Source organism: Escherichia whittamii (assembly GCF_014836715.1).
GTDB classification, from domain to species: domain Bacteria; phylum Pseudomonadota; class Gammaproteobacteria; order Enterobacterales; family Enterobacteriaceae; genus Escherichia; species Escherichia whittamii.
This window is the reverse complement of sequence record NZ_JACSQI010000018.1, coordinates 28,361-48,241: the sequence shown is the minus strand read 5'-3', so window position 1 is coordinate 48,241 and position 19,881 is coordinate 28,361. Positions and strand designations below refer to the sequence as shown.

The 19,881-nt window shown below is 49.0% G+C and carries 19 protein-coding genes and 1 pseudogene; 12 read left to right on the top strand and 8 right to left on the bottom strand.

The window, feature by feature from the left end; translation table 11 throughout:
• Window positions 1-3: 3 nt before the first annotated feature.
• Window positions 4-795: an endonuclease VIII gene (gene nei, locus H9644_RS20210; RefSeq protein ID WP_191776306.1), complete on the top strand. Its 792-nt coding sequence runs from the start codon at window positions 4-6 to the stop codon at window positions 793-795.
• Here nei and H9644_RS20205 read toward each other — a convergent pair.
• Together H9644_RS20205 and H9644_RS20200 are read right to left on the bottom strand one after the other, a co-directional pair.
• Entirely contained in the window at window positions 792-1,838 is a 1,047-nt protein-coding gene (locus H9644_RS20205; RefSeq protein ID WP_191776304.1) for an AbrB family transcriptional regulator, read from the bottom strand. The genes nei and H9644_RS20205 overlap by 4 nt on opposite strands.
• Window positions 1,839-2,017: 179 nt before the next feature.
• Window positions 2,018-2,731 (bottom strand): FadR/GntR family transcriptional regulator, encoded by a 714-nt coding sequence (locus tag H9644_RS20200; RefSeq protein WP_191776301.1) that lies wholly within the window; start codon window positions 2,729-2,731, stop codon window positions 2,018-2,020.
• A 262-nt stretch (window positions 2,732-2,993) separates the two neighbouring features.
• Here H9644_RS20200 and H9644_RS20195 point away from each other — a divergent pair, with 262 nt between their 5' ends.
• The 8 genes from H9644_RS20195 to H9644_RS20160 all read left to right on the top strand — a co-directional run bounded on the left by H9644_RS20195 (window position 2,994) and on the right by H9644_RS20160 (window position 9,810).
• Window positions 2,994-3,680 carry an RraA family protein gene (locus H9644_RS20195; RefSeq protein WP_191776298.1) on the top strand — a complete coding sequence of 229 codons (687 nt, stop codon included), beginning with the start codon at window positions 2,994-2,996 and terminating at the stop codon, window positions 3,678-3,680.
• Between the two features lie 12 nt (window positions 3,681-3,692).
• Window positions 3,693-4,706, top strand: a complete 1,014-nt coding sequence (locus tag H9644_RS20190; RefSeq protein ID WP_191776295.1) for a zinc-binding alcohol dehydrogenase family protein — start codon at window positions 3,693-3,695, stop codon at window positions 4,704-4,706.
• 11 nt (window positions 4,707-4,717) lie between these two features.
• Entirely contained in the window at window positions 4,718-5,473 is a 756-nt protein-coding gene (locus H9644_RS20185; protein WP_191776292.1) for an SDR family NAD(P)-dependent oxidoreductase, read from the top strand.
• Window positions 5,474-5,487: 14 nt separating this feature from the next.
• Window positions 5,488-5,799, top strand: coding sequence for a UxaA family hydrolase (locus tag H9644_RS20180; protein ID WP_074399540.1), 312 nt, complete (start codon window positions 5,488-5,490; stop codon window positions 5,797-5,799).
• The gene (locus H9644_RS20175; RefSeq protein ID WP_191776289.1) at window positions 5,799-6,995 is read left to right on the top strand and encodes a UxaA family hydrolase; all 1,197 of its coding nucleotides are present in this window, start codon (window positions 5,799-5,801) and stop codon (window positions 6,993-6,995) included. Before H9644_RS20180 ends, H9644_RS20175 begins: the two co-directional genes overlap by 1 nt.
• A gap of 78 nt (window positions 6,996-7,073) precedes the next feature.
• Window positions 7,074-7,991 (top strand): C4-dicarboxylate TRAP transporter substrate-binding protein, encoded by a 918-nt coding sequence (locus H9644_RS20170; protein WP_404825907.1) that lies wholly within the window; start codon window positions 7,074-7,076, stop codon window positions 7,989-7,991.
• 59 nt (window positions 7,992-8,050) lie between these two features.
• Complete coding sequence (locus tag H9644_RS20165) at window positions 8,051-8,512, top strand: TRAP transporter small permease (protein WP_191776283.1); 462 nt, start codon at window positions 8,051-8,053, stop codon at window positions 8,510-8,512.
• Window positions 8,512-9,810: a TRAP transporter large permease gene (locus H9644_RS20160; protein ID WP_191776280.1), complete on the top strand. Its 1,299-nt coding sequence runs from the start codon at window positions 8,512-8,514 to the stop codon at window positions 9,808-9,810. Before H9644_RS20165 ends, H9644_RS20160 begins: the two co-directional genes overlap by 1 nt.
• Window positions 9,811-10,085: 275 nt before the next feature.
• Here H9644_RS20160 and H9644_RS20155 read toward each other — a convergent pair whose 3' ends face one another.
• The 6 genes and pseudogenes from H9644_RS20155 to H9644_RS20130 form a co-directional block, all read right to left on the bottom strand.
• Window positions 10,086-11,147 (bottom strand): fimbrial protein, encoded by a 1,062-nt coding sequence (locus H9644_RS20155; protein WP_064528897.1) that lies wholly within the window; start codon window positions 11,145-11,147, stop codon window positions 10,086-10,088.
• The gene (locus H9644_RS20150) at window positions 11,144-11,878 is read right to left on the bottom strand and encodes a fimbrial biogenesis chaperone (RefSeq protein ID WP_064528895.1); all 735 of its coding nucleotides are present in this window, start codon (window positions 11,876-11,878) and stop codon (window positions 11,144-11,146) included. Before H9644_RS20150 ends, H9644_RS20155 begins: the two co-directional genes overlap by 4 nt.
• Before the next feature lie 14 nt (window positions 11,879-11,892).
• A pseudogene (locus H9644_RS20145) lies at window positions 11,893-14,335 on the bottom strand (fimbria/pilus outer membrane usher protein).
• A gap of 100 nt (window positions 14,336-14,435) precedes the next feature.
• Window positions 14,436-15,002, bottom strand: a complete 567-nt coding sequence (locus H9644_RS20140; RefSeq protein ID WP_064528893.1) for a fimbrial protein — start codon at window positions 15,000-15,002, stop codon at window positions 14,436-14,438.
• Between the two features lie 391 nt (window positions 15,003-15,393).
• Window positions 15,394-16,677 carry a citrate synthase gene (gene gltA / locus H9644_RS20135; protein ID WP_064528891.1) on the bottom strand — a complete coding sequence of 428 codons (1,284 nt, stop codon included), beginning with the start codon at window positions 16,675-16,677 and terminating at the stop codon, window positions 15,394-15,396.
• Between the two features lie 204 nt (window positions 16,678-16,881).
• The gene (locus tag H9644_RS20130; RefSeq protein ID WP_123057984.1) at window positions 16,882-16,989 is read right to left on the bottom strand and encodes a hypothetical protein; all 108 of its coding nucleotides are present in this window, start codon (window positions 16,987-16,989) and stop codon (window positions 16,882-16,884) included.
• 380 nt (window positions 16,990-17,369) lie between these two features.
• On the opposite strand from H9644_RS20130, the gene sdhC reads away from it, so the two are divergent.
• From sdhC to sdhA, 3 genes are read left to right on the top strand one after another with little or no spacing between them, the layout of a single operon-like run.
• Complete coding sequence (gene sdhC / locus H9644_RS20125; protein ID WP_064528889.1) at window positions 17,370-17,774, top strand: succinate dehydrogenase cytochrome b556 subunit; 405 nt, start codon at window positions 17,370-17,372, stop codon at window positions 17,772-17,774.
• Complete coding sequence (sdhD, locus tag H9644_RS20120) at window positions 17,768-18,115, top strand: succinate dehydrogenase membrane anchor subunit (RefSeq protein ID WP_064528887.1); 348 nt, start codon at window positions 17,768-17,770, stop codon at window positions 18,113-18,115. The genes sdhC and sdhD overlap by 7 nt, the downstream gene beginning before the upstream one ends.
• Window positions 18,115-19,881 (top strand): succinate dehydrogenase flavoprotein subunit, encoded by a 1,767-nt coding sequence (gene sdhA / locus H9644_RS20115; RefSeq protein ID WP_064528885.1) that lies wholly within the window; start codon window positions 18,115-18,117, stop codon window positions 19,879-19,881. Before sdhD ends, sdhA begins: the two co-directional genes overlap by 1 nt.

Here is a 19,881-nt window from a genome sequence, read left to right as displayed (position 1 = left end):
ACCATGCCTGAAGGCCCGGAGATCCGCCGTGCAGCGGATAACCTGGAGGCGGCGATCAAAGGCAAACCACTAACTGATGTCTGGTTTGCTTTCCCGCAGTTAAAACCTTATCAATCACAACTTATTGGTCAACACGTCACCCATGTGGAAACGCGCGGCAAAGCGTTGCTGACCCATTTTTCCGACGGTTTAACGCTCTATAGCCATAATCAGCTTTACGGCGTCTGGCGCGTGGTTGATACCGGCGAAGAGCCGCAGACCACGCGGGTGTTGCGGGTAAAACTGCAAACTGCCGACAAAACCATTCTGCTTTATAGCGCCTCGGATATTGAGATGTTGACGGCGGAACAACTGACAACGCATCCGTTCTTACAACGCGTTGGCCCTGATGTGCTCGACCCGAATCTGACGCCGGATGTGGTGAAAGAACGGTTATTGTCGCCACGCTTTCGTAACCGTCAGTTTGGCGGATTACTGCTCGACCAGGCGTTTCTGGCAGGGCTTGGCAATTACCTGCGCGTGGAGATCCTCTGGTTGGTCGGGTTGACCGGAAGTCATAAAGCGAAAGATCTTAACGCGGCGCAACTGGATGCACTCGCGCACGCGCTACTGGATATTCCGCGTCTTTCTTACGCTACGCGGGGGCAGGTGGATGAAAATAAACATCACGGCGCGCTGTTTCGCTTTAAGGTTTTTCATCGTGATGGCGAGAAGTGCGAACGCTGTGGCGGCATCATTGAGAAAACCACGCTGTCATCGCGCCCGTTTTACTGGTGCCCTGGTTGTCAGCACTAGGCCGTACGTTTCGGCGCATAGGTTGAAATAAACCGCGCAATGGCTGGTCCTGTGAGCAAAATACTGAACAGACGCAGGGTCTGCATTGCCATAATGAGTGCCATATCGGCATTACTCCCTGCGGCGATGACCGCCACCGTATCAAGCCCGCCGGGGCTGGTAGCGAGGTAGGCGGTCATAAAATCAATGTGCATAAACCGGGTCAGTCCCCACGCCATACCCGCACAAATAGCCAGCAGAGCAAAAATCGACAGCAGAATTTGTGGCAGCGGACGTAGTGCTCGCAGAAGAATTTGTTTATCGAAACCAAGACCAATCCGCCAGCCAATCGCCATATATGCCATTGCCAGTAGCCATTCCGGCAGTTCAATCGTAATGAACTGACCTGACTGGAGCACCGCACCTGCCAGCATCGGGATAAGCATCGTGCCGGAAGGTATACGCAACAGGCATCCCGCTGTACCCGCAATGACAGCGAGCAAAATCGTAAGCAGGAGATTAATGCTGACTGGCGGGAACCAGACTATCTGCTGGTTAACCGCTTCAGCGTTATCGCCCAGCATCATCCGCGTAACCAGAACAGCCGCGCCTGCGACAAACAGCACCCGCAGATATTGCATAAACGCCACCAGGCGGATATCTGCACCGTAATCCTGCGCCATCGCGACCATTGCCGCCGCACCGCCAGGCGAGGAACCCCAGGCACCAGTATTTCCTGGCAGTGAGCTATAGCGCACCAGTAACCATCCCACGATAGCGCTGGAAAGCAACGTCACCAGTAAAATAGCTAACACAATCGGCCAGTTAACCGCCAGCGTGGTGAGAATTGAACCTGTCAGGTTTTGCGCAATCATGCAGCCAAGAATGGCTTGCGCGGCGAGAAAAGCGGAGCGGGGGAGTTGCAGGGTAACCCCGCGCATACTGAAGATGATCCCGGCGATCATCGGTCCAAGCAGCAGCGCTGCCGGGAGATGTAAAGCGAGGAAGCCAATAGAAAGGAGAAGTGACAGTACACATAACATTCCCCACTGTAGCACTGGCATCCATCACTCCCTGTTTAACTTACCTTTGGTGTATCGATACAGCATAAAGAATGCGCCTTAACGAAAAAATAGCGGTAATCAAGAAAAAGGCAGATTTTGGCTAAAGGGCGTATTAAGTACCGTTGTCTCCCTCTCGTTTGTTAAAGAGGGAAGAGTAAACGATTGAACTGAAATAAGTCTTATGGCGAGGAATTATTGATCAGTGCACTGACCGGGCTGTCGAAGTGTGATTTCATGGCTTGAGTCGCAGTTTCGACATCTCTGGCACACACTGCGTCGCAGATTTTCTGGTGTAGTGTGATGATGTGATTACCGTACTCTTTCTGATCGCTTTGTGCGTCTAACCCCTCCTGGATGGATTGACGTAATTGTTGATGCAATGCCTGCAATAACATCATAAAAAGCGGATTTTTTGAGGCAACGGCGAGTAACTGATGGAAACGGATATCATGGGTGATAAAGCTTTCGACATCATCGAACTGTTCGCGGATTTTTGCCATTTCAGCCCGTAGGTTAGCAAAATCTTCCTCTTCGCCATTGCGGGCAGCCGCTTCCACGACCCCAAGCTCCAGCCAGCGGCGTACTTGCAAAATTTGCTCTGTTGTCACTTGTTCGGTCGCCAGGGCAAATCCAAACACCACGCGCAGCACTTCATCATCAAACTTTTTGATTCGTGGCACTTTACCGCTGCGCGTCTCCAGAATCCCCAGGGCGGCAAGTGAACGATAGGCCTCACGCACAATTCCCCGGCTGACGCCCAGTTTCTGAATCAACTGGACTTCACTGGGAACTGGCATCCCCGGTGTCAATTTTTGTTCGGCGATCAGATTAAGAATATGATTTTTAACCTGTGACGATAACGTTACGCTGGTCAATAACGCACTCTCACTCATTTTTACTCCTGTTGTACTTTTTCCTGGCCGGTAAAATCCAGAATGCCGGGGCTGTATCCTTCATATTTTCCTCCAGAACCCTTGATTATCAATAGACTAATGCGCCTGTGCGCCCGCCATGCAGTACGAATCAAAGACATATTGCGTCAAAGCGTGACGCAGAAATAGCAAATACACAATTTTTTCGTGACGCCCTTCGCAGTATTGTGCGCTTTTTCTCCTTACCCTGTAAACCTGTTAAACAGGCTTACAGGTAAAAGTAATGTGGAAGAGTGATAACGAACTTTTTGCGTTGATGAAAACCCGGCTATTTACCGCCGTGGTTGGCGATATTCTCGACACGCTGGGCTATATGCACCAGTTTGTTTCTCCGGCGATCAAGCCGCTGGATGTGAATATGGTGGTGGCAGGCCGGGCAATGCCGGTGCTGGAGTCCGACGTTTACGAAACCAAATCGACGTCGGGTAAGACGGCGATTGGCGAAAAACCGTTTGGCATCATGTTTGAAGCGCTGGACGCCCTCAAAGAGAACGATGTTTACATCACGACTGGCAGCTCTCTGCGCTATGCCTTGTGGGGCGGGTTGATGTCGACCCGTGCCATGCATCTGAAAGCAGCAGGTGCGGTACTCGATGGTTACGCCCGTGACTCTGCTGAAATTCTTGAGCTGAAATTTCCCACCTTTTGTCATGGCACTTACGCACAGGATCAAGGTCCGCGCGGCAAGGTCATCGACTTCGGCGTACCCATTGAATTTCACGGTGTGCGGGTGAATCCGGGCGATATCGTGTTTGGCGATCGTGATGGCTTACTGATCATTCCTCAGACCGTTGAGAAAGAAGTCATTACCCTGGCTCTGGAAAAAGTGGCAACCGAAAGCGAAGTTCGCAAAGCCATCAGTGATGGCATGAGTACGGTACAGGCCTTTGAAACCTTCGGCGTAATGTAAGGAGAGCAACGAATGAAGGCATTAACAATTGAGCAGGGAAGTCAGGCGCGATTTGTTGATATCCCCGAACCGCTCTGCGGTAAAGGCGAAGTGCTAATCAATGTTGAGCGTGTCGGGCTGTGTGGCTCTGACCTCAATACCTGGCGGGGGCTGAATCCGCTGGTTAATTACCCCTGTATTCCGGGGCATGAAATTGGCGGCACGGTGCTGGCAACTGGCGATATGGCAGGTGCAGTCAAGCCGGGTGACCGGGTGGTCGTGCTGCCTTGCACTGAGTGTGGCGTGTGCAGCTCCTGTCTGAGTGGTCGCCCTAACGCCTGTAAGAACAACCAAACTCTCGGTGTGCAACGCCAGGGTGGGATGGCGCAACAACTGACGATGCCTGCACATAAAGTCATTGTCTGTAATGCCTTAAGCGTTGATGAGTTAGCGCTGGTAGAACCGCTGGCGGTGGGACTACATGCTGCCAGACGTGCGCAAATTAATGTGGGTGAATGGGTAGCGGTTATCGGTTGTGGGGTAATTGGCCTTGGCGCTATTGCTGCTGCATCCGCTATGGGAGCGCGCGTAATTGCTATCGATATTGATGATCGCAAGCAGAACATTGCCCAGGAGTGCGGCGCGCAACGTTTTCTTAATTCGCTGCAATGTGACGTGGCGGCAGAACTGGCGCTGTTAAATGACGGCCGCGGTCCGGAAGTGGTGATTGAAGCGGTGGGTAATCAACAAACCATTGAACAGGCTACAGGGCTGGTGGCCTTTAGCGGTCGCGTGGTTTATGTCGGTTACGCCAAAAAGCCTGTGAGTTATCAGAGTGCGCAGTTCCTGATGAAAGAGCTGGATATCCGTGGTTCCCGCAATGCCACCGTGGCGGATTTTCGTGCCGTGCTGGCATTGATGGAGTCCGGGCGTTATCCGGTCAGTAATCTGGTGAGCGCTCACTACCCGCTGGAACAAGCTGATCACGCTTTTAACGACTGGGCAAGTGATCCCGGCGCGTATACAAAAATCCTCATTGACCTTTAAGGAACGACACCATGAATGCTTTTTCTTTACATAACAAAACCGCGTTGATCACCGGTGCAGCCAGTGGACTGGGGCTGGCAATGGCACAGTGCATGATCGCCAGTGGTGCAAAAGTCATTATTGCTGACCTGAACGGTGAACTGGCACAAAAGACAGCCGGAACACTGGGCGAGCAGGCGAGTTGGATACAAATGGATGTCGGAGATTTCGCAGCCGCGCAGGAAAAAGTTGATGCGCTTATTAGCGAACACGGGGCGATCGATATCCTGGTCAATAACGCAGGCAATCACTGCAAAAAACCGATTGAAGAGATGAGCGTCAGTGATTTTGAGTCAGTGCTCGACGTTCACGTAGTCGGCGCATTTGCGTTAACCAAAGCCCTTGTGCCGCATATGAAACAGCGCGGTCAAGGTTGTGTTCTGTTTACCGCCTCTATGACCTCATTTCTTGGGCAGCCTCTGGTTACTGGCTACAGCGCTGCGAAATCAGCCTATCTCGGCATGATTCGCGGTATGACCACGGAACTTGCCGGACACGGGATTCGCGTCAATGGCATTGCGCCTGGTTGGATCGATACACCAATGTTGCGTAAGGCCATTGAGGGTGATGACGAACGTCGTAACAAAATCCTTGGTCGTACACCGATGAAAAAATTCGGCAAGCCGGAAGATATCGGTTGGGCTGCGGTTTATCTGGCTTCAGATGCAGCGGCGTTTGTCAGTGGTCAGGTGCTGGTGGTTGATGGCGGCGCATTGATCGGTTTCTGATGTACGGAGGAATTATGCGCAAACGAGCGTTAAAGCTTCATGCCAGAGATAATTGCGTGGTCGCGCTGAATGACATCGCCAGTGGCGATGTCGTCTGGTGGGATGAGGGGGAAATGGTGGCTTGTAGTTCCGTGACGCTGGGCCACAAACTGGCCAGTGAAGCGCTGAAAACGGGAGATTCGATTCTGAAATATGGCGCCATTATCGGCCATGTCACTCGCGATATTGCCCGGGGTGAACACGTGCATTCCCATAATCTTGCCAGCAATGCCATCGCCATTTTTCATCATGATGATGCCGGCTATCAGCCAGAGGAAAAAGCATAATGGAAGGTTATGTACGGCAAAATGGCCGACCGGGTATTCGTAATACTGTGCAGGTAATCTTTATGGTGGAGTGTGCCAGCCATGTTGCTAAAAAGATTGCAGAGGGATTTCCTTGTCACGATGTGCAGTATTTTGGTTTTTCAGGTTGTTATCCCAGTGATTACGGCTACCGGCTGGTTAAAAATCTGGCGACTCATAGCAACGTCGGCGGCGTACTGATTATTTCGCTGGGATGCGAGAATTTTGATCGCCGTCGGCTGGAGCAAGAAGTACGAGAAAGTGGGCGACCGTGCCATACGCTGGTCATTCAGGAAAATAAAGGTACGACCAACACCATTACGCTAGGTAAGCAGTTGGTCGCTGGAATGCTGGAACAGCTTGCGGATACACCGCGTTGCACCCTGAACTGGAGTGACCTGGTGGTTGGCACTATCTGCGGTGGTTCCGATGGCACCAGTGGTATCACGGGCAATCCGGCAGTAGGGCGCGCCTTTAATCAGTTGCTGGAGAAAGGGGCTACCTGCATTTTTGAAGAAAGCGGTGAGTTGCTTGGCTGTGAACAACATATGATGTCGCGCGCGGGCAGCGTACAGGCACGTGATGCCATCGAAGCGGCAATGACAAAAGCAGAGCGTTATTACAGTTTGATGGGGCTGGGGAGTTTTTCTAACGGTAATGCTGAAGGTGGCTTAACCACTCAGGAAGAAAAATCCCTCGGGGCTTATACCAAGTCGGGCGATGCGCTGATTGTTGGCGTTATTTTACCGACGCAACAAACGCCCTTTCCTGGGCTTTGGTTGATGGACGTGGTGCCTGATGGTGAACCTCGTTTTGGTTATCCGAATATTAATGACTCCTCAGAAGCACTGGAACTTATCGCCTCTGGCTGTCATATGGTGTTATTTACCACGGGGCGCGGTTCAGTTATTGGTTCCGTGATCGCACCCATTATTAAAGTGTGTAATAACCCGCAGACGTGGGAGCATTTATCTGACGATATGGACGTTAATGCCGGACGTATTATTAGCGAAGGCGCAACGCTCGACGATATTGCAGACGATATTATGCAATTGATTGAAAATATCGCAAACGGTCAACATTGTGCCGCAGAACGACTGGAACATCAGGAGTTTGTTTTAACGTATAAAGCATTTGATTACAGCAAAAGTGCAGTCTGTCGGGCAGATCCCCGTTAATCGATAAAGCTCTTACAGGTAATAATAATGAAAAAATTACTGGCACCCTTTTTATTTCTTTTCGCTTTATTAAGTCCGATGCTGAATGCCGCACCGGTAACTATCAAAATCGCCTATGAAAGTAACCCCGGCGAACCAGCGGATACAGTAGTGAAGTACTGGGAAGAACTGGTGAAGAAAAAAAGCAATGGAGATATTGTTTTTGAACTTTACCCAAGTTCACAGTTAGGTTCAAAACAAGATATTACTGAACAAGCACTGATGGGGATGAATATTATCACCATCAGTGATGTAGGTTTTTTAACTGACTATGATGCAGACCTGGGTATATTGTTTGGGCCATATTTAACCGAAGATCCACAGAAACTGTTTGCGATTTATGCCAGTGACTGGTTTAAACAAAAAGAACAGAAACTGCGGGAAAAAGGTGTGCATATTGTCATGAGCAACTATCTGTACGGCACTCGACAGATCATTGCTAAAAAACCGATTCGTACACCAGAAGACCTGAAAGGGATGAAGATCCGCGTGCCGAATAACGTCATGCAGATTAAAGCCATTGAAGCAATGGGCGCAACTCCAACGCCAATGCCGCTGGGAGACGTTTATCCGGCGCTGACGCAGGGGATGATCGATGGTGTGGAAAACCCGGTTTCTGTTCTGTATGGGCAAAAACTGCATGAGCAGGCGAAATATCTGTCAATGGTGAACTATCTGACCAATACATCATTATGGTTGGGCGGCGAAGCATTTTTCAGTACCCTGACACCTGCGCAGCTAGATATTATTCACCAGACAGCGTATGAAGCCGGTTTATATAGCCAGAAAATTACCACTGAGCAAGATGCGGCAATGCTGAAAACCATGCAGGAGCAGGGCGTAGAAATTATCTATCCTGACGTGGCACCTTTCAAAGAAAAAGCGTTAAAAGTCTATCAACAATTCCCGGAATGGACTCCTGGTTTATATGACACTATTCAGCAACAGCTGAAATAATTTCATGGCATAAGGACAGGTCGGTGTTTCGGCACCGACCATTAAGAGCAGAGGTGTTTATGCATCTTTTCGGGAAAGTGATTGAAGTTTCTGCGGTATTAACGCTCTTTATATTGGTAATTATGACCATTGCTGCGGTAATAATGCGTTACTGTTTTAATATGCCATTGCAGTGGACAGAAGAGGTTTCCGGTTTATTAATGATTTGGGTAGTCATGTTTGGTGCGGTCGTTGCCGAACGGGATAATACCCATTTGTCGATTCCATTTTTAGCTGATGCGCTGACACCACGCTGGCAACGTATTTTAACGTTATTTGTCTCTTTGGTATCTATTATTTTACTGATTGTGATGGCCTGGTCAGCATGGAAATTAGCTGCCGGGACAGCCTTTAAAACCACGCAAATATTAAAAATATCCTGGTTTTGGATCGATATTGCCGTCACGGTTGGCGCTATCGGTGTCGCCTGTTTTACTGCCTTACACCTGATCAAGAAAACGCCACGCAAGGAAGGTGAATAATGACAGCATTGAGTGAATTACTGGCGGGAAGCTGGCTGATGATCATCCCGCTTATGTTCATCTGTTTATTTATCAATATGCCGGTATGGCTGGCGATGTTTTGCGGCATTCTGACCTACTTCCTTTGCTATTCAAACGTGCCGTTAATGGTGGCAATTCAGCGTTTGATTGCCACGACACAAACCCCTTCGCTGTTGGCTATTCCGTTTTTTATCTTATTAGGCACGTTAATGAGCTATACCGGTATTGCCGCGCGTATTTTGCAAATTGCCAACGTGTTGATTGGCAGAATGCGCGGTGGTCTGGGTGGGGCTAATATTCTGGTCAGTACCATGATGGGCGGTGTCAGCGCTTCTAACCTGGCGGACGCCGCGATGTTATCGCGCATGATGGTGCCGGAAATGGAACAGAAAGGATATTCCCGGGGCTTTGCGGCGGCAATAACAGCTTGTGGTTCGCTGATTACACCAATCATTCCACCGGGTATTGCATTGATCCTGTATGGACTGGTGGCGGATGTCTCCATTGGTTCCATGTTTATGGCCGGGATCCTGCCAGGTCTGCTGTGCTCTGCTATGTTGATTGTCACCGTATGGCTGGTGGCTATTCGGCGCGGTTTAAAACCTTCCAGCGAACACTGGCCAAAACCGAAAGAAGTGTCAGTGGCGCTGGTGCAGGCCTGGCCAGCACTGTTCTTAATCGTTGCGGTTATCGGTGGTATTCGGGCAAATATCTTTACGCCAACAGAAGCCGGAGCGGTAGCAGTATTATTGGTAATGTTTATTGGTTTTGTGATTTATCGCGAACTGAAAATCAGCCATGTATTTACTGCGCTCTCTGAGACGGCGCGGTCCACGGCATCTGTAATGTTAATCATTATGGCGAGTGCCGCACTGGGCTGGATATTTTCCCTTGAGCGGGCAGGTATCACGGTTGCGGAGTTTGTCACTACTCTGACCGATAATAAATATGTCTTTTTATTGATTATCAATCTATTGCTGCTGGTGCTTGGCATGTTCCTTGAAGGTAGCGCCATCCTGCTGATATTAGTCCCATTACTTAAACCTGTGGTGGCTCATTTTGGCATTGATCCGGTACATTTTGGCATCATCATGATCCTCAACTTATCGTTAGGAACGTTATCACCACCTGTCGGAACAGTGATGCTGCTGGTATGTAATACCGTGCAGGTTTCTGTCGGGCAATTTATGCGTGAAGCGGTGCCATTACTGATAAGTCTGATTTTACTGCTGTTGGTTATTACCTATATCCCGGCAATATCTTTGCTGCTGGTTTGAATAATAAATGTAATATGCTTTGATTGAGAATGACCCCCGTGATTTTTTTTCGGGGGCATTTTATCCAGAGACTTTTGTACTATTTCCTTGCGATGAGCAACCTGAGCGCAAAAAGAGATAGGCTAAATCAGAAAATTCCGCGCGAGGGAAGCAGTGCAGGGTGGTGAGTATGTTTTTCACTCTGCTGGTTAAAAAAAGTTCTGACCAGAAGGCCAGAACGTTGATAACAATATAACGACAGTGACACATACAACGCTCTATCCGCGTGAATAGAATCAGTTGTAGTTAATTTTGAATAGCACCACGGTATCAAAGGGGCCGGGATCAATTGGCGTGCCGCTTATAGATGACAGTTCTGCCGTATAGGTTTTTTCATAGACCAGCATGTCGCTGGTAAAGTCGGCGTATTCAGAATATTTATTGAATGTATAGGGTGAAGAATTTTCATCCAGCATACGCAGTCGTAATCCATTACCCACGAGCAACGCCTGATCGCCTTCCACCAGTGTTTCTTCGGTATAAAACGAAGAACTGACTTTGAAGCCATCGGTACACTCACCATTTTGGGTTTTGGTCGTTTTGATGGAAAACGTTTTTGTCATATTGTGACGGCGAATATCCAGCACGTTAAATTTGCCAAAATCGATGACCTGATTATCGGGAGTAATGGCGAAGTCGACACTACAGTCAAGAACACGAATATTTTCCAGCCCATAGATGTGATATTTCAGGTTTTTGGCCGAGGGATCTTCGTTGACGCTGCCAGCGCCATCAAATTGTACGATAGTGTAATCGTTAAGGGTGCTTTGGTAATCGTGCGGCGGCATTTCGCGTAGTTTGACGTATAGTCGCATACGCGCCATAAACGTTCGCGATTTATGGATAGCTGCAGGATCACCAGAGCAAATTTTATTTTGCCATCCCATAGCGATAATTTGCTCTGGTGTATACATGTCAATTTTTTTACTGTCGATACATTGGTTAGTATCGATACGGCTTTTTCCGAGGCTGGCGTCATAATCAGCACCGTTATAGGTTACGCCGAGTTGATAGTAACGATCCTGCATGCCGGGGTAGGGGTTTACCCAGGCATAAACATGCTCACTTTCGAAATCACCGTTGGTATTGTTATTACAATAGACGGGGATTTTAATATCATCGGATTCCCAGATTTTATCTCCCGGTTTGGCGTTAGCCGGGACGGCGAATGACATAATCGTTTCTGATTTTTCCACTGGGCCGCCTGAGGCGCCAAAATAACAGTCCATCGCCAACGCGTTTTTTAAGGGCAGAAATAACAAACAGGCAATGAGTAACAGTCCTTTGCTTATACTCATTGTTTATTCTCCACCACGCGCTGCATTTTGCATTGCCCCTGACAGTTGAGCGTAGTCATACGCAACGCGCCATAGTCATCCATATAACCAAGATAAAACTGGTTGCCGTTATAGTTACCCGTACTGGCGATTGCCGAAGAAAAAGGCGCTATGAGCGTACTTTTAAAACCGGGCAAAATGCCTTTTTGGTCGCGGCCAAGATAGGCGATGGTCAGGTAATAAGGCGTTGGGTTTTTCAGGGTAAGCTGATTATTTTGCTGGCTGACCTGTAATTGTAGTTCCACATGCTCGCCCGATTTTTTGCGTAATCCGGCGGGCCGCCAGAACAACTTTATACGGCTCTGGATAGCAACCTGAAGGATGGCATGACCGGTTCCTTTTTCCGGGGCTGGGGGGATCTCACGCAGGTTATAGTAAAACAGCGATTCACGATCGGTCGGCAATTGACTGGTGGAAGATTGCTTGACGATACGCGCCTGCGATGTCGCTTTCGCTTCCAGACGTTGGATTGGTGGCAAGGCGACGAGGAAATCATCGCTTTTATCCCCTTTGTCATTTTCTATCCATGAGTATGCGAGATAGGGAAGTTTATCGCTGCGATTTTCTATTCGCAGGCTGGTCGCTTTATCTTTGGCGTTAAACACAATACGAGTGCGATCGGGCTGTAAGGCAGCATGGCTGCATAAGCTCACGATCAGCAGAATAAGGGGCATTCCTTTAAAAATTGCCATTGTCTTTTCCTTAATTAATGACAGGGGAGAATCAGGCGTTTACTCATATCTTCCAGGTGCTGAGGAAGCTGAATTAAACAACGCTGTTGATCACCCCAACGTATTGTGAATCGCTGACTTTCACCCACACCACTTAACCAGGCGTGGCCATCTTCCCCCACCATTCCGACGCTGATTCCGCTTTCTTCTTGCCGGATATCGGCGCCGAGTGGCGGGAAATGTCCGCTGGCGTCACGGATGATAACGTTAACATCTTTTCCGGAACGTGAAGCCAGCGCTTTATAGCCGATTGCACCTTCCGTCCAGGTTTCTTTGACCACGTTTTCGGATACCGTGACGCCGTCGGGCAAGTCGTTCATATTGACCGCGACAGTTGAGGGTTGGTAGCTGGAAACAAACGGTACGACCGCAATGCCAAAACGGTTGGTGTAGTCGAGATTACCCTGAATGGGAATGTCGGCCACACCGTCTGTACTGACCATAAGACGAGGTTCGTTGGTGGAGCTACGGCGATGAAACGCAGCGCCATAGCGTGTAGCAGTAAAGGAGCCACTCCAGCTGGTGCTGGCAGAGCTGTAATCATTAGCGGCGTACGTACCAGACAGATCCCACTCGCCGGCAGAACTAAAATGCTGATAATTGCCGCTAACCTGTGCGCCATTGTCAGGGCGGTCAGATTGTAGTCCGGTTGATATTCCCCAACTGTTGCGGTCATCCAGGGTATCGTTCCACGACATGCGGTGTGAGGTGCTATTTTTGCTGTCCTGCATGTCATAACCAATGCGGCCACCGTTACCAACAGGCAATGAAATCGACAGGTAAATCTGGTTATCACGAGCTTTGTCTTCGTAATGTGTGGTGTTAAACGAGGTTGAGACGGAAATATCTTTCCAGTCACCAATATCAACGTTGAAGCCAGCGGTAATATTGGCGGTTGTGGAAGACTCCGCATTCCACCAGGTTTGACGCAACAGGTTGACGTACAGGTTGAGATTCAGCGGTGCAATGGGTTGCCCGGCGGAAAGGCTGATTGTCTTTTTTTCATCCTGAGCATCAGCGTCATTGTATTTATGATCGATATAATTGGCGTAGCTATGGAAATGGCGATCGGAGAAACGATACGCCGCTATCGAAAGAAGACTGTCGGTGGCATCTATCCGTTTACTGTAGTTAACGCGATAACTGTAACCTTTCTCGTCCGGTTGATTATCAAAACGACTTTTAGCCCAGGTCACGTCAAAGGAGAGCGCCCCCAGCCACAGCATATTTTGCCCGATACCCAGCGCGCCAGAATGATAATCGTCCCCGGCGAGAATCAACCCGCCATACAGTGAAGTATTGGAGAGCATCCCCCAGGAAACTTCATTACTTAAAAACGTTTCGTTTTCAGTATGATGAGATAAAGAAGGGCGCGGACGACCCGCAGCAAGTTTATAACGCACCTGCCCCTGGCGGGTCAGAAAAGGCGTTGACGCTGCGGATACCTGGAAATTATTAACCCGGCCATCTTCCTCCGTCACTTTGACATCCAGTGTGCCTTGAACAGACTGATTCATGTCATCAATGATGAAAGGGCCCGGTGGGACTTTTTTCTGATAAATGACGCGTCCGGTATGGCTTATGGTGACGGTAGCGTTAGTTTGCGCCACGCCGCTAATTTGCGGTGCGTATCCGCGTAATTCCCAGGGAAGCATTCGGTCATCGCTGGTCAGGGCGGCACCGGTATACGAAAAACCGTCAAAAATATTGGAGCTGAGATCGGTTTCGCCAAGCGTGTGGTAGCGGGCGAAACAGATAGGTTCGGGAAATAGCCCCGGATTGATTGTGCACATCACCGTTGTCGGACTGGTTGAGTTGGTAATCGCTACGCAACCGCCATGCTCCGGCGTTAATACCCGTTGTACCGTAAGCATTCAGATTGGTATTACTGCTCCCTTCTTGCGGACGATAAGTGCTGGCAAACAGGTTGTAGTCCAGCAAGATACCCGAAACACCAGCATCCCATGTTTCAGGCGGCGCCCAGTTGTCTGAATGCCATGCCAGCCAGGCTTGTGGAATCGTGATATTAAGCTGTTGGTTGGTCTGAACAAACGTAAAGTTGATTTCCGGCAGGCTGCTAAAATCGAAACACTGATTAACCTGCGGCAATGTCTGGCGGATTTTTTCTTTAAGGCCAAATTTATCCAGTAGTGAATCATTGATACAAGGAATTATTTGATCGTTGTTTTTTTGCCAGTGAATAGTTTGCCCGCTGCTGATTTGAATATTATTAACAACGACGCTAACAAAATAATCACCGGGAACGATAGCGCCTTTTTCATTGAGCAGAGAAATATCAACGCTATCGCGCATCGATTTATCAAGTACGTTAAGGTTGAACTCCACCGCCAATGCAGATGAAATAGTCATTGTCAGGCAGGATAAAACAGAAAATCGATAAATATTCACGGCATCCATACCTGGTAAATATTTGAAGAAAGGCGGCTAACTTGCCGCCATAATACATTTAATCACTCAAGCCGTCATATGCATAGACTAAAATATGACAACGCTATAATTATTTATAATCCAGAACATAGGTTGCGTTAGCGGTGACTTCACCAGCAGTCACAGGAGTACCGTTATCAATCTGCTCCATCCAGGCGAAGAAGTTCAGGGTTTGTTCTGTGGCAGTGGGTTCCAGCCCAATATCAGGACTTGCTGTACCCAGAGTGATGTTGGACTGGTCTTTGTTCATTAAGCGCACGCCAACACCTGTGGCTTCACCAGCGCTGGTGTTACTGAGCATTGGGGAGGCTCCTGTCGTTTTCGCCGAACTATCAAAGGTTACTGCGACTTTTGATATTGGGGTACCTGAACCGTTATCTGAACCTGGCAGGTCACAGTTAACTAAATGAATATCGACAGGCGTCAATGCGCTGTGATGATCCTGGTTGATGCGGCTCTTGGTTACCTCACCAAGATTTACTTGTTTATCAAGGTCTTCCTGTTTAATTTCACAAGGCGCTTCAATAATTTCGCCCTTAAAGTGAATTTCACCAGAGCCTTCATCAGCAGCATAAACAGGGGCAGAAATTAACAGAGATACGGCCAGTGCCGCCAGTGTTTTTTGTCCTTTAAACATAACGGAGTCCTTAGAGGAAATAAAAAAAAGATATAGCGATACAGAATAACTTATTTGAATATCAAATGTTTTTAGTTTTATTTTAAAATAATGTTAACTTTATTAAATGCAAGTCTAATTAATTGACGCGATGAATTAATTGTTTAATAAAAAGGAGACGGGATTATTAGAGATGTTCCTCATTTTCATGGAGTTAAAAATGTTGCTATCAGGAGAGGGTAATTAAAAAATAATTAGTCTGCTTATAAATTGAACGGTGTTATTTTTTTACAATATCTATGTTGGTCCGATAATGGATTTCATCTTTACGATTTTTTGCGTGCAGGCATATAAAAAATAACCCGCCATAGAAAAGACGGGTTAGAAAGATTTACTGCCAGACAATCAACGATTAACGCTTGATATCGCTTTTAAAGTCGCGTTTTTCATAACCGGTGTACAGCTGACGCGGACGGGCAATCTTCATGCCGTCGCTGTGCATTTCGCTCCAGTGAGCAATCCAGCCAACGGTACGGGCCATGGCGAAGATGACGGTGAACATGGAAGACGGAATACCCATCGCTTTCAGGATGATACCAGAGTAGAAATCGACGTTCGGGTAGAGTTTCTTCTCGATAAAATACGGGTCGTTCAGCGCGATGTTTTCCAGCTCCATGGCCACTTCCAGCAGGTCATCTTTGGTACCCAGTTCTTTCAGCACTTCATGGCAGGTTTCACGCATTACGGTGGCGCGCGGGTCGTAGTTTTTGTACACGCGGTGACCGAAGCCCATCAGACGGAAAGAGTCATTTTTGTCTTTCGCACGACGAACAAATTCCGGAATGTGTTTAACCGAGCTGATTTCTTCCAGCATTTTCAGTGCAGCTTCGTTGGCGCCGCCGTGTGCTGGTCCCCACAGAGAGGCAATACCTGCCGCGATACAGGCAAACGGGTTTGCGCCCGAAGAGCCTGCGGTACGTACGGTAGAAGTAGAGGCGTTCTGTTCGTGGTCAGCGTGCAGGATCAGAATACGGTCCATAGCACGTTCCAGAATTGGATTGACTTCATACGGCTCGCACGGCGTGGAGAACATCATGTGCAGGAAGTTACCGGCGTAGGAGAGGTCATTACGCGGGTAAACAAATGGCTGCCCGATGGAGTATTTGTAGCACATCGCTGCCATGGTCGGCATTTTCGACAGCAGACGGAACGCAGCGATTTCACGATGGCGCGGGTTATTGACGTCCAGAGAGTCATGATAAAACGCCGCCAGCGCACCAGTAATACCACACATGACCGCCATCGGATGCGAGTCACGACGGAAAGCGTGGAACAGACGGGTGATCTGTTCGTGGATCATGGTATGACGAGTTACTGTGGTTTTGAATTCGTCATACTGTTCCTGCGTTGGTTTTTCACCATTTAACAGGATGTAGCAAACTTCCAGGTAGTTAGAATCGGTTGCCAGCTGATCGATCGGGAAGCCACGATGCAGCAAAATACCTTCATCACCATCAATAAAAGTAATTTTAGATTCGCAGGATGCGGTTGAAGTGAAACCAGGGTCAAAGGTGAATACGCCTTTCGAACCAAGCGTACGGATATCGATAACATCTTGACCTAGCGTGCCTTTCAGCACATCCAGTTCAACAGCTGTGTTCCCATTGAGGGTGAGTTTTGCTTTTGTATCAGCCATTTAAGGTCTCCTTAGCGCCTTATTGCATAAGACTGCCGGAACTTAAATTTGCCTTCGCACATCAACCTGGCTTTACCCGTTTGTTATTTGGCTCGCCGCTCTGTGGAAGAGAGGAAACCTGGGTACAGAGCTCTGGGCGCTTGCAGGTAAAGAATTCATTGATGACGAATAAACGGCGAATCAAGCACTTAGCAATCCGAATTATTAAACCTGTCTATCACTAATAACTGTCTCGAATGTATTGGTCAATACTTCCACACTGTTACATAAGTTAATCTTAGGTGAAATAGTGACCCCATAACTTTTACGCATTATATGCTTTTCCCGGTAATGTTTGTAACAACTTTGTTGAATGATTGTCAAATGTGGTGGTTAAAAATTAAATAAATGTTGTTATCGTGACCCGGATCACTGTTCTGGATAAAACCAGACAAACTATATGTAGGTTAATTGTAATGATTTTGTGAACGGCCTATACTGCCGCCAGGTCTCCGGAACACCCTGCAATCCCGAGCCACCCAGCGTTGTAACGTGTCGTTTTCGCATCTGGAAGCAGTGTTTTGCATGACGCGCAGTTATAGAAAGGACGCTGTCTGACCCGCAAGCAGACCGGAGGAAGGAAATCCCGACGTCTCCAGGTAACAGAAAGTTATCCTCTGTACCCGTAGTCCCCAGGGAATAATAAGAACAGCATGTGGGCGTTATTCATGATAAGAAATGTGAAAAAACAAAGACCTGTTAATCTGGACCTACAGACCATCCGGTTCCCCATCACGGCGATAGCGTCCATTCTTCATCGCGTTTCCGGTGTGATTACGTTTGTTGCAGTGGGCATCCTACTGTGGCTTCTGGGTACCAGCCTCTCTTCCCCTGAAGGTTTCGAGCAAGCTTCCGCCATTATGGGCAGCTTCTTCGTGAAATTTATCATGTGGGGCATCCTTACCGCTCTGGCATATCACGTCGTCGTAGGTATTCGCCACATGATGATGGATTTTGGCCATCTGGAAGAAACATTCGAAGCGGGTAAACGCTCTGCCAAAGTCTCCTTTGTCATTACTGTCGTGCTTTCAATTCTTGCAGGAGTCCTCGTATGGTAAGCAACGCCTCCGCATTAGGACGCAATGGCGTACATGATTTCATCCTCGTTCGCGCTACTGCTATCGTCCTGACGCTTTACATCATTTATATGGTCGGTTTTTTTGCTATCAGTGGCGAACTGACATATGACGTCTGGATTGGTTTCTTTGCCTCTGCGTTCACTAAAGTCTTCACTCTGTTGGCACTGTTTTCCATTTTGATCCATGCCTGGATAGGCATGTGGCAGGTGTTGACCGACTACGTTAAGCCACTGGCCGTGCGCCTGATTCTGCAACTGGTGATTGTCGTTGCACTGGTGGTTTACGTGATTTATGGATTCGTTGTGGTGTGGGGTGTGTGATGAAATTGCCAGTCAGAGAATTTGATGCAGTTGTGATTGGTGCCGGAGGCGCAGGTATGCGCGCGGCGCTGCAAATTTCCCAGAGCGGCCAGACCTGTGCGCTGCTCTCTAAAGTTTTCCCGACCCGTTCCCATACCGTTTCTGCGCAGGGCGGCATTACCGTTGCGCTGGGTAACACCCATGAAGATAACTGGGAATGGCATATGTACGACACCGTAAAAGGGTCGGACTATATCGGTGACCAGGACGCGATTGAATATATGTGTAAAACCGGGCCAGAAGCGATTCTGGAACTGGAACACATGGGCCTGCCGTTCTCGCGCCTTGATGATGGTCGTATCTATCAACGTCCGTTTGGCGGCCAGTCGAAAAACTTCGGCGGCGAGCAGGCGGCACGTACTGCGGCGGCTGCCGACCGTACCGGTCACGCACTGCTGCACACGCTTTATCAGCAGAACCTGAAAAACCACACCACTATTTTCTCTGAGTGGTATGCGCTGGATCTGGTGAAAAACGCCGATGGCGCGGTGGTCGGTTGTACCGCACTGTGCATTGAAACTGGTGAAGTGGTTTACTTCAAAGCTCGCGCTACCGTGCTGGCGACTGGCGGGGCAGGGCGTATTTATCAGTCCACCACTAACGCCCACATTAACACCGGCGACGGCGTCGGCATGGCTATCCGTGCAGGCGTACCTGTGCAGGATATGGAAATGTGGCAGTTCCACCCGACCGGTATTGCAGGTGCGGGCGTACTGGTAACCGAAGGTTGCCGTGGTGAAGGCGGTTATCTGCTGAACAAACATGGCGAACGCTTTATGGAACGTTATGCGCCGAACGCCAAAGACCTGGCAGGGCGTGATGTGGTGGCGCGTTCCATCATGATCGAAATCCGTGAAGGTCGCGGCTGTGATGGTCCGTGGGGACCGCACGCAAAACTGAAACTCGATCACCTGGGTAAAGAAGTTCTCGAATCCCGTCTGCCGGGTATCCTGGAACTCTCCCGTACCTTCGCTCACGTCGATCCGGTGAAAGAGCCGATTCCGGTTATCCCAACCTGTCACTACATGATGGGCGGTATTCCGACCAAAGTGACTGGTCAGGCGCTGACGGTGAACGAGAAGGGCGAAGATGTGGTGATCCCTGGCCTGTTCGCGGTAGGTGAAATTGCCTGCGTATCAGTACACGGCGCCAACCGTCTGGGCGGCAACTCGCTGCTGGACCTGGTGGTATTTGGTCGTGCGGCAGGTCTGCATCTGCAAGAGTCTATCGCCGAGCAGGGCGCACTGCGCGATGCCAGCGAGTCTGATGTAGAAGCTTCTCTCGATCGTCTGAATCGCTGGAACAACAACCGTAACGGTGAAGATCCGGTGGCGATTCGTAAAGCACTACAAGAATGCATGCAGCATAACTTCTCGGTCTTCCGTGAAGGTGATGCGATGGCGAAAGGTCTTGAGCAGTTGAAAGTGATCCGCGAGCGTCTGAAAAATGCCCGTCTGGATGACACTTCCAGCGAGTTCAACACCCAGCGCGTTGAGTGCCTGGAACTGGATAACCTGATGGAAACGGCGTATGCAACGGCTGTTTCTGCCAACTTCCGTACCGAAAGCCGTGGCGCACATAGCCGCTTCGACTTCCCGGATCGTGATGATGAAAACTGGCTGTGCCACTCCCTGTATCTGCCAGAGTCGGAATCCATGACGCGACGTCAAGTCAACATGGAACCGAAACTGCGTCCGGCATTCCCGCCGAAGATTCGTACTTACTAA